The 12209-nt window shown below is 38.7% G+C and carries 2 protein-coding genes; one reads left to right on the forward strand and one right to left on the reverse strand.

The genetic code is table 11. The features are described 5' to 3' along the window. Nucleotides 1-137: 137 nt before the first annotated feature. The gene (locus tag QM419_RS03935) at nt 138-4178 is read left to right on the forward strand and encodes a glycoside hydrolase family 66 protein (protein WP_414277958.1); all 4041 of its coding nucleotides are present in this window, start codon (nt 138-140) and stop codon (nt 4176-4178) included. A gap of 146 nt (nt 4179-4324) precedes the next feature. Here the strand turns inward: QM419_RS03935 and QM419_RS03940 are convergent, their stop codons facing one another. Continuing rightward, a complete protein-coding gene (locus QM419_RS03940; RefSeq protein WP_414277959.1) occupies nt 4325-12142 on the reverse strand; it encodes an SspB-related isopeptide-forming adhesin in 7818 nt (2605 codons plus the stop codon). Between the last annotated feature and the right edge of the window lie 67 nt (nt 12143-12209).

The raw sequence follows: 12209 nt of genomic DNA on the forward strand, positions 1-12209 counted from the left end.
ATTTTTTTTCAATCTTTTTTCACTTTATTTTCAAAAGATTTTCATGTCGGTTTCAAAAAGATTACGTTTTTCTTGACATTTTCTTATGAACTATCGTATAATCTCAACTAACAAAATATTATGAATGGAGAGATATAATGAGATCTTCAAATAACTTTTCTCAAGAAAAAGGTCACGGCTATTTCCGTAAGCGAAATAAAGTACTTGTATCTATGATTACAGTCTTTGGTTCTTTGATGTTAAGTTCTGTTGCTATGGCAGATGAAGTTGCTTCTACTACAACTTCAACTACAACTACAAACGTAACAACATCAAGTCAACCAGCCACTAGTACTGAGACCACTAGTGAGCAACCTACCACGACAACTAGTGAGGAAACTCCAAAGACTTCTTCAAGTGAAGAGACATCATCTTTGCCTCAAACTGCAAGTGCAACTGAACCAACAACTCGTAGTACTTCAGCGGCAACAAGTACTTATAACACACCAAAAATCCAAAACGATGTAACATTTAATAAGGCCACATATAAAAGTGGTGAGGATGTTAGCATCTCAATCAATAATCCTGACGTAACTTCGTCTGATTTGACAGTGTCTCATTTAGACAAAGTTATTTATGAGTTGAAAAATGCTCCAGGAAATTCACTTGTCATTCCAAGCTCTGTTTTCTCTCCAAACTCTGGCTATCTCATTGACGTCATCGGAAAGAATGCTGATGGAAAACAAGAATTTCACAAGGTAGCTGGTCTATCAGTTGAAGATGATTGGACTGTATATCCACGTTATGGTGTTGTAGCAGGTTCAAAAGACAATCACAATTCGATCACTAAAGAGCAAGTGGAAGGATATAAAAATAGTATTGACCAATTGGCCAATATGCACATCAATAACTACTTCTTCTACGACGTTTACAATACTCCTGCTAATCCATTCCCAGCTAATGTTGAACGATTCACTCAAGATTGGGCTACTTTCTTGATTCCGAAAGATGAAACAGATCCCGAAAAACGTAAAACATACTTACCGGTTATTGACACAGAAGCTGTAAAAGAGTTGGTTTCTCATGTCCATTCAACTGGTGCTAAAGCTATGCTTTATAATATGATTTACGCTGTGTCTCTTGATGAAAAAATCCCAGACCAAGTAAAAAGTGCGATCGTACGCAACTTGCAAGATCACTTCAACTTTGGAAAGACTGGTGATGTTACAGCGACTGACATCCAACAATTTCTAGATCCAGGAGATCCAAACTGGCAAAACTTTATCATCAATGTGATGTTAAAAGCCATGAAAGAAGGGGGCTTCGATGGTTGGCAAGGAGACACTATGGGGACTAACTTGGTTGAAAAAGTTAACGAACCTGGAAAAGCTTTCTCTTTAAGTGATAACTATCCAAAGCTAGCCGCAGCTGCAACAGAGGCCCTCAAAAAAGAAGGCTATGACTTCATGATCAACGATATCTCTACTGGAGATGCTGATCGATTAGGAAAAACCAATGTCTCTGCACCTTATGCGGAAGTTTGGGGAGATAGCATCGCCCATGATTCTACCTATCAAGCCTTAACACGCTTGACTGAGCGTATGCGAGATTTATACAACGGAAAATCTCCAATTATCGCTGCTTATACACACCGTGAAAAAAATGCAGCAAAACTCAGCAAAGACAATGAATTACTAACAGATGCAATTATTGCAGCAAGTGGAGGTTATCATATGACCACTGCTGCTCTCAATACATCTCAAGATGAAAAAGGTTTTGGTGTTATTCAGGCTGAATGGTACCTCAATCAAAACTTACCAGTCAATGCTGATTTTGCTAATGCAGAATTCAACTACCAAGAATTTATCGTTGCCTACCAAGAACTCCTTCGTGGACGCGAAACTTTAGCACATGATACTCGCCGTATTGGAGACAATACAAATGTTCTTGTAAATGGTAACTTTATCGGTTCTAATCTTGATAATTCAGATGGTGTTCAACCTGGTACCGTTTATACCATCACAAAAGAAACTAAAACTGGTGACCGAATTGCTCATTTAATTAATCTTGTTGGAATTACTGAAAACAAATGGAATAGTGCTGTTAATTCCACTACCAAACTGACTAACATCCAAGCTTTTGTGCCACTTGGTAAAATTTCAAAAGATCAGGCCGAACATGCGAATATCTACTGGGCTACCCCAGATGCAGTAGATGGAAAGTATAATATTAAACTTCGCGAGACTACTGCTAATGTATATTATGATAGCGGGGCTGGTCAATGGATGGCTGCAATTGATGTTCCTAGCCTGGATGTATGGGATATGCTCTATGTCAAACTTAATGAAGTTGCCCGTGTTATTTATCAAGATGAAAATGGCAAGGAACTTGAACGTTCAAGCGACTTTGTTGGCCATACTGGTGAAAAGATTGACTACTCAACAAAAGATACGATTGCTAAATACCTGAAACAAGGTTATAAACTAGTTGAGAACGAATTCGATAAAAATGGACCAGCAAAATTTGACCGAGATGCTTCAAACATTAATGGTGATGGCGTACAGGAATTCATTGTTCGCTTTGCACCAAAAATTGTAGATTTTTCTGAAACACAACCAATTCAAGTTGGCCAAGTTGTCCCAGGAGATACCGATGGTAGCCTCTATCCAACTCCTAAAGCTCCAAATGGAAAATCTATTAGTGATCTCAATCATTTATCAGAAAAAGTAACTCGTACTATCACCTATGTTACTGAAGATAAGAATGATAACAATCGTCAAGAAGCTGACATCGTTTCAAAAACAGATAGTTTAAACTTTAGCCGAAAAGGAACTATCAATTTGGTAACTGGAGAAACAACACTTGAAGATTGGGTGTCTAAAGACGGTACTACTTTCGCAGATTATGAAAATCCAGTCAAAAATGGATATGTTGTCGTATCTAAAGAATCAAATGCAACAATCTCTCCTGATCTTAATAAATCTGGAGGTCATACTGGAATCCTAGCTGAATCTGATGACATTTCTGATATTGTTGTCTACCGACCAGTCGGTGTTTATACAATTAGTTATGCATCAGGAAAAGAACCATCAAATGCTATTAAAGAGATTCCATATTTAAATGATTCTTCTAATCCAACTGCTATTTCAGCGCCAACTGCAACTTTACCATATATTGAAGGGTTAGAACCAAAAGATGCAACTGGAAAAATCTTAACCTTTGTAGATCCACTTGATGAAACAAAGGGATACCTTCTTCCAACTGCAACTTCTGCTACTAATGATACATCAATTACTTATACAATTTCTCAAGGATCAGTGACGGTACAATTCCTCATTATAGGCAGTGATACCGAATTACAAGACTTTCAAACAGTTTCTGAAAACGCAGACTTTGGTACGAACTATACTACAGATGCACCAAAAGTAATTACAAAAGACGGTCTAGTCTATAATTTAGTTGGTCATCGTGAGGGTTCTGCTGATGTTTCAGGAACAGTATCTAAGGGAAATAAAACAGTAATTTATGACTACAAACTTGCTTCAGGAAATGTAATAGCACGATTTGTCCTTCAAAACACCACAACTGAATTGCAACCAGCTATCGTTGTTGCTTCAAATGCAGATAACGGTTCTGCCTACATTGCTGTTGCACCGGACGAAATTTCTTATAATGGTCAAACATACGAACGTATTAGCAGTGCACAACAATCAGGCCAAGTCGGAGTAGGAACTACAAATCTGATTTTTGAATACAAAGTCAAAGAATTACCAACTCCTCAACCTCAACCTCAACCTCAACCTCAACCTCAACCTCAACCTCAACCTCAACCTCAACCTCAACCTCAACCTCAACCTAAACCTCAGCCTCAGCCTCAGCCTCAACCTCAACCTCAACCTCAACCTAAACCTAAACCTCAGCCTCAGCCTCAGCCTCAACCTCAACCTCAACCTCAACCTCAGCCTCAACCTCAACCTCAACCTCAACCTCAAGTTCAACCTCAAACTCAAGTTCAACCTCAAACTCAAGTTCAAGGTTCTGAACGTCAAAAAGAGTCAATACAATCAGAAAGAACTTTGATTAAACCTGGTAGTCAGCTACCTGCAACAGGAGAGCAAAATTCCCAATTAGCATATCTTGGATTTGCTTTTCTCACTGGATTTGCAGGTCTTGTCGGTTATAAAAAGAAACAAGATTAAACTACTATAATTTTAAAAACCCAAGGAATAAGTCCTCGGGTTTTTTTAAGAAAATAACAAAGAGGCCTTGCTCTTACGAGCAAAGCCTCTTCATTTTAGAGCTAAAATTGCTATTTCAATACCAAAATATTGATGTTATTTCAATCTTAGTCTTCACGTCTTTTTGGTTTTGCAATTAAACCAAGACCTACTAGACCAAGTGCTGCACCTAGAGCCACTAATCCAACTTTAGATTGCTCACCAGTATTTGGCAACTCACGACCTTTAGGTTTTTCTGGAGTTGGTGGTGTTACCGGTGTTGGTGGTGTTACCGGTGTTGGCGGCGTTGGCGGTGTTGGCGGTGTTGGCGGTGTTGGCGGCGTTGGCGGCGTTGGCGGTGTTGGCGGTGTTGGCGGTGTTGGCGGTGTTGGCGGTGTTGGCGGTGTTGGCGGTGTTGGCGGTGTTGGCGGTGTTGGCGGTGTTGGCGGTGTTGGCGGTGTCACCTTGTTGTTAAACTCAGTGTCTTCCGGCATTTGTGAAGTAAGGGTCAACACTTTACCATCCTTAGTTACAGTAACTCCAACAGTCGCTACCATCTTATCGTACTCAACTCCAGCCTCTGTACCTTTCACTTCTTCTACATGATAGATATAAGTACCTTCTTGACCACGTTTGAATTCAAGAGCTGAGAACTTAATCTTACCTTCAGCATCATTGCTTACGGTTTCAATCACGTTACCATCTTTGTCTTTCAATACGAAGCTGAATTCACCAGCTTTCAACGCACGACCTTCCAATTTCTTCGTGAAGTTGAATTCAACTTTCACTGGAATATTAACAACACGTTTTTCAGTTGGTTTTTCTGGTTTTTCAACTGATTTCTTAGTTGGATCATATTGGTGAACAATTTGAGAAGCTGTATTTTCAATATCTACACCTTCCTTAGCGCTATCCTTGATTCGTGCAAGAATATCAAATTTGTAGTAACGTCCAAATGCTAATTTAGCAGTGTCGATTACTTGTGTATTCTCTGCATCTCCAAGTGACTTAGTCAAGTCAGCCTTAGATGTAGCAGTAATAACACCATCCACAATTGAGATATCAAACTTAGCTGTTACATCTTCACCAGTTACTGAATCATAAGCTTTAATATCAGCTACATTAACATCCAAGTTTTCGCTGTCATATTTATCTGTAATACCAACAGATTGAATATTGTGTGCTTCTGTGAATTTAGTTGTATCCAACCATACTTGGTAAACAACCTTATCACCTTTATGGAGTGTTTGAGTATTGATATTTTGCTTTTCATTATTATCAACTTTGTCCACATATGGATCTTTGTTGGTATCAGCTACTTTATCAGTCAACTCTTTATCATCATCCAGAAGTTTAGTTCCAGTAATATCAAATTTCTCTTCGTTGAGAATGTATTTCTCTGGGTTAAACTCAGGAGTTTCTGGAGGAGTTACGACGTTGTTGAACTCTTTGTCTGTAGCGTCTGTCACTGTCTTCACAAGTGCTTTAGCTTTTCCATCGTGTTCCACTACAACTGTTACTTCCGCCTTCATAGAGTCATATGTAACAGTCGCATCAGTTCCCTTAACTTCTTCAATTGTGTACTTGTAAGTGCCTTCTTGACCTTTCTTGTACTCAATTGCTTTGAACTTAACATTTCCGTCCTTGTCGTTCTGAACAGTTTCGATTTCTTTGCCTTTGGCATCTTTCAATACGAAGCTGAACTCACCAGCCTTCAATTCACGGCCTTCGAGTTTCTTCGTGAAGTTGAATTCGACTTCAATTGGAACTGAGTTGACACGTTTTTCAGTTGGTTTTTCTGGTTTTTCAACTTTCTTCGTAGATGGATTGTAGTAGTTTACAATTTGCGCTGCTGTGTTTTCGATGTCTACTCCACCTTCAACGTCTGCTTTAACAGTTGCTGGAATATCGAATTTATAGTAGCGACCAAAGGCGAATTTAGTTGTGTCGATGATTTGTGTATCGTCTGCGTCTCCAAGTGACTTCGTGAAGCCAGCTTTAAGAGTTGCGGTCATAACACCAGCTTTAACTGTGATGTCGAACTTGTCAGTCACATCAGCGCCAGTTACTGAATCGTAGGCCTTGATAGCTGAGGCATCTACATCAACCTTAGTTTCGTCGAAGTCATCAGAAATACTTACTGATTGGATGTTATCCTTGTTAGCTGCGTCGAACTTAGTTGTATCCAACCATACTTGGTAAACCAATTTAGAACCAGGTTTCACAGTCTTGGTATTCAAGTTTTCTGCTTCGTTGTTGTTAGTCTTATCTGCGTATGGATCTTTTTTGGTATCTCCGTACTTGTCTGCCAACTCAGAATCATCATCGAGAAGCTTGTCGCCTGTAATGTCGTATTTCTCTTCAGTTACAACGTATTTCTCTGGTTGGAACTTAGGCTCTTCTGGTGGAGTCACAGTGTTATTGAACTCTTTATCTGGAGCGTCAGTTAATGTCTTCACAAGCGCTTTAGCTGTACCATCGTATTTAACTTCTACTGTGATCTCAGCCTTCATAGAGTCGTAAGTGACTGTAACGTCAGAACCTTTAACTTCTTCCACAGTATACTTATGAGTTCCAACTTGGGCTTTAGTGAATTCGAGCTTAGCGAATTTCACCTTACCATCTTTGTCGTTCTGAACTGTTTCGATTTCAGTACCTTTAGAGTCTTTCAATACGAAGCTGAACTCACCAGCTTTCAATTCACGGCCTTCGAGTTTCTTCGTGAAGTTGAATTCGACTTCAATTGGAACTGAGTTGACACGTTTTTCAGTTGGTTTTTCTGGTTTTTCAACTTTCTTCGTAGATGGATTGTAGTAGTTTACAATTTGCGCTGCTGTGTTTTCGATGTCTACTCCACCTTCAACGTCTGCTTTAACAGTGGCTGGGATATCGAATTTATAGTAGCGACCAAACTCGAATTTAGTTGTGTCGATCACTTGTGTATCGTCTGCGTCTCCAAGTGACTTAGTGAAGCCGGCTTTAAGAGTTGCGGTCATAACACCATTTTCAACCTTAATGTCGAACTTGTTAGTCACATCTGCACCAGTTACTGAATCGTAAGCCTTGATAGCTGAATCGTCTACATCAACCTTAGTTTCGTCGAAGTCATCAGAAATACTTACTGATTGGATGTTATCCTTGTTGTTAGCGTCGAACTTAGTTGTATCAAGCCATACTTGGTAAACCAATTTCGCACCAGGTTTCACAGTCTTGGTATTCAAGTTTTCTGCTTCGTTGTTGTCAGTCTTATCTGCGTATGGATCTTTATTGGTATCTCCGTACTTGTCTGTCAACTCAGAATCATCATCGAGAAGCTTGTCGCCTGTGATGTCGTATTTCTCTTTAGTTACAACGTATTTCTCTGGTTGGAACTTAGGTTCTTCTGGAGGAGTCACAGTGTTGTTAAACTCTTTATCGGCAATATCTCCGAGCTTAGCAACTAAAGCTTTAGCCGTACCATCATGAGAAACAGTGACTGTTACAACAGCTTTCATATTGTCATATGTAACGGTTGAGTCTGTACCAGCAACTTCTACTACTTTGTAACGGTAAACACCGATATCATTGTTTGTGTACTTAAGGCTAGTGAATTTAACCTTACCATCCTTATCATTGGTTGCTGTTTCAAGAACATTGAATTCATCATCGTCTAACAATTGGAAAGTAAACTCGTTGGCTTTCAATTGACGACCTGCAAGAGCTTTCTTGAAGTCAAGTTCAATTTGAATTGGTACGTTGTTTACACGTTTTTCAGTTGGTTTTTCAGGTTTTTTAACTTTCTTAGTTGTTGGGTTGTAGTAGTTGACTACTTGAGCCGCAGTATTTTCGATATCTACTCCGCCAGGAACATCAGCTTTCACTGTTGTTGGGATGTCGAACTTGTAGTAACGTCCGAAGGCGAACTTAGTTGTATCGATCACTTGAGTGTTTTCTGCATCGCCAAGTGACTTCGTGAAGCCAGCTTTAAGTGTCGCAGTAATCACACCGTTGTTCACAGTTATATCGAATTTATCAGTTACTTCTGCGCCTGTTACTGAGTCATAAGCTTTGATCTTAGTAGAATCAAGTTCTAACTTAGTTTCATCGTAGTCATCTGAGATTCCTACTGATTGGATGTTGTCCTTGTTAGCTGCGTCAAACTTAGTAGTATCCAACCATACTTGGTAAACCAATTTATCGCCACGTTCAACTGTCTTAGTATTCAAGTTTTCCACATCATTATTGACGGTATTGTCCGCATATGGGTTCACATTGGTATCTGCGTACTTATCTGCCAACTCTTTGTCATCATCAAGAAGCTTGTCGCCTGTGATATCGTATTTCTCTTTAGAAACAACGTATTTCTCTGGTTGGAACTTAGGTTCTTCCGGCGGAGTTACAGTATTATTGAACTCTTTATCTGGAGCGTCAGTAACAGTTGCTACAATTGCCTTAGCAGTACCATCATGGTCTACCTTCACAGTTACTGTTGCAACCATATCGTCGTAAGTCACTGTTGTATCAGTACCTGCAACCTCTGAAACAGTATAAGTGTATGTCTTGCCAAGATCATCTTTACCAAACTTAAGTGTCTTAAAGGTAATCTTACCTTCTGCATCATTCTTAACAGTTTCAACTGCAACATTGTCTTTCTTAAGAACAAAGCTAAATTCACCAGCTGCTAGAGTACGGCCTTCCAACTTCTTAGTGAACTTGAGATCAACTGTAACTGGTACTGAGTTCACACGTTTTTGAGTTGGTTTTTCAGGTGTTTCTACTGATTTGCTTACTGGATTGTAGACATGAACGATTTGGTTGGCTTTATTTTCAATATCAGCTCCTGCCTTAACTGTGTCTTTAACAGTGGCTGGGATATCGAATTTATAGTAGCGACCAAATTCAAATTTAGTTGTGTCGATAACTTGAGTATTATCTGCATCACCTAAAGACTTGTTCATAGAAGTCTTAGAAGTTGCACTAATAACACCATTTTCAACTTTAATGTCAAACTTAGCAGTTACATCAGCGCCAGTTACACTGTCATATGCCTTAATATCAGCAGCATTAACTGTCACTTTTTCAGCGTCATAAGTATCAGAGATACCAACAGACTGGATGTTATTCTTATCTGAGAAGTTTCTAGTATCTAACCATACTTGGTAAACTAATTTATCCCCACGTTCAACTGTCTTAGTATTGATATTTTCTGCTTCGTTGTTCGTAGTTTTATCAGCGTAAGGATTAGCATTTGTTTCAGTATACTCATCCGTTAACTCGTTGTCGTCATCGACTAATTTAGTTCCAGTGATGTCATACTTTTCTTTATTCAGTACAAATTTTTCTGGTTGGAATACTGGTGTTTCTGGAGGAGTAATCTTGTTGTTGAATACTTTATCTTCAGTACCATCAGTTGATGCACCATTATCGTCCACACCTCCAGCAGAAACTACATTAGTTACTGTTGTTAATGCGTGACCTTTTTTAGAAACTTCTACAGTAATCGTAGCCTTCATAGAATCGTAAACCATACCAGCTTCTTTAGCTGCAGGGACAACTTCTTCTACAGTATAAGTGTGACTACCAACTTTAGAGTTGTCAAATGCTATTTCTGTGAATGTTACAGTTCCGTCAGCTTTGTTTGCTACAGTTTCAACTTCTTCACCGTCAGAATTTTTAAGAACGAAGTTGAATTCTCCGTCTTTAAGTTCACGTCCAGCCAATTTCTTCGTGAAGTCAAATTTAACTTTTACTGGTGCTACAACATAGTTGTTGAAGATTTTATCATCATCACTTGATTTGAATCCACCTTCAGCACTATATTTAACTGACGCTTGTAAATCACCTTGCTCATTCTCAGTTACAGTAACTGTCATGGTAACAGTCATTGCATCGTAGTCTACGTTTGCATCTGATCCTGGTGTTTCAGTGATTGTGTAAGTATATACACCTGCCTTTTTAAATGTTAATTTACTAAATGTAGCTTTACCATCAGCTTTGTTAGTGACAGTTTCTTCATATGCAGCAATTGACTTGTTTGGTTGTACTTCTTTTAGCTTGAACGTAAACTCACCATTTGCTAAGTTACGTCCTTCCAATTGTTTTTCAACTTCCGGAGTTACTTCAACCGGATTTTGTTTGACATAGTAATAAATTGGTTGTTTATACGGTGTCAAAGAGTTAAGCAAGTCAACGTTTGTACCAATACCGAAATTTCCTCTTTCCAACTGTACATTTGGAGAAAGGTGTCCAATATTGTCCCCTAAGAATGGTACAAATACCGTTTTCTTAGGGGTATAATTTGCAGCTGTTTGGAAGCCAAACTCAATTTCTTTACCGTTTGGATAGTTTACACCTTTGCTATCTGTGAAAGGAATAGTATAAAGTGGAGACTTCTTAACTACCAAATCTTCGGTATTTGCTTTTCCTGGTTTAATCGGTTTGGTTTCTGCAAGCAACATGTAACCGTCAGTACTTAGTGAACCATCTGAACGTTTGCTTTGTTGTTTTGGATCAAGAAGATAAACACGAACAACTACAGATCCGTCTTCACCTACGATTTCCTTAATACGCTTAATTCCTGCACGCTCAGCGTCCATGAATTTAGTACCAACTTTGTAAGGACGACTTACATAGCCTGATTTATCGTTTGCATCAGCTGTTTGATACAACTTGTAGCCATCAAATTGACGTTCGCCAGACGCAGTAAATTTCTGTCCTTCCATGGCTTTAAGAGTATATCTAGCTAAATCTACTTCATTACCATTTTCTTTATAATCTTGAACAGTTTTATCAGTTTTATTTGCGTTAAATGTTGGGTTGTTTTTATCAACTACTTTATAGTAAGTTGTTTTATTAATTGCTTCTGGGATTTTTGCATTTGAATCGGTAATTGTACGACCGTTATAGGCTGGTTCTACAACGTTTAAAATATCTGTTGTAGTACGAGCGTTATAAACCGCAGTATAAAGAGCTTGCTCAGCTGGTGTAAGGTTATGACCTGCTGCCACTAAGTCTGTGATACTCTTTCCAACTTCATAACCATTTTGAATAAATGGCTGAGTTGTTTTACCTTTTTCAGCAGTACCAGCTTGATAATCTACTTGGAACGTTAATTGACTATTAGACGCTGTTGTGGTAGTTGTGAACTTTTGAACACCACTTGTAGCTGTAACTGTTTTTGTTTCTACTACATTACCAGTCGTTTTGTCAATCAATTCAACAGTTGTATCCGTCGATTCATCAAATCTCTTATAAGCACGTGCATAGTATTTTGTACCATAACGATTATTAAATTCAGTTAAATCCCAAACCGCATAAGTATAGAAATCTCCTTCTTTAGCAGAATACCCAGATGGCACTGTTTGAGAGCTAACAGTTGCACCATTTGCATCTTTGATTGTTGGAGTTACTTTTTCCCCATCTTTTAAATATGTGCTTACCTCTACCGGGTTAGAATTATGGTCTCCAGATACAGCTTCATTCGTGGTCGCACGACGGCTACGAACTTTAGGTTTATTTGACTCATCTGTAGCTGGTTTTGCTTCAGTTGCTGCTGGTTTCGTTTCTTCAGCTTTTTCAACCGGCTTAGCAGTTTCCTTATTAGCAACTTCAGTCTCAGTTGAAGCAGGTTTTACTTCTTCTGCTTTTTCTGAAGACACTGGTTCAGATTTAACTTCTTCTGTTTTAGCCTCAGAAGCTGCTTTTCCTTCTTCAACCTTGTTTGTATCAGCAAGCTCAGTTGTTGCAACATTTTCTACAATATTCTGTTCCTTTTTAGAGGAATCCTTGCTACTATCCTTTTTCACCAACTCTGTTTTTTCTTCAGAACTTGGTTGTGTAGGAAGTTCAGAAGCTTTTACCGCACCTCCGTTTGCTAACATAAAACTAAGAGTTGTTCCCAAAAATACGGATGCAACACCTACCTTATATTTCCTCAAAGAAAAACGTTGTTGTTCCTTTCTTATCATTTTGATAAGTTCTCCTTTTATATTATTTTACTATCAGCAGAAAAATTATACCATATTTGAATCTAGA

It is taken from the genome of Streptococcus infantis (genome assembly GCF_047464715.1).
Taxonomy (GTDB): domain Bacteria; phylum Bacillota; class Bacilli; order Lactobacillales; family Streptococcaceae; genus Streptococcus; species Streptococcus infantis_S.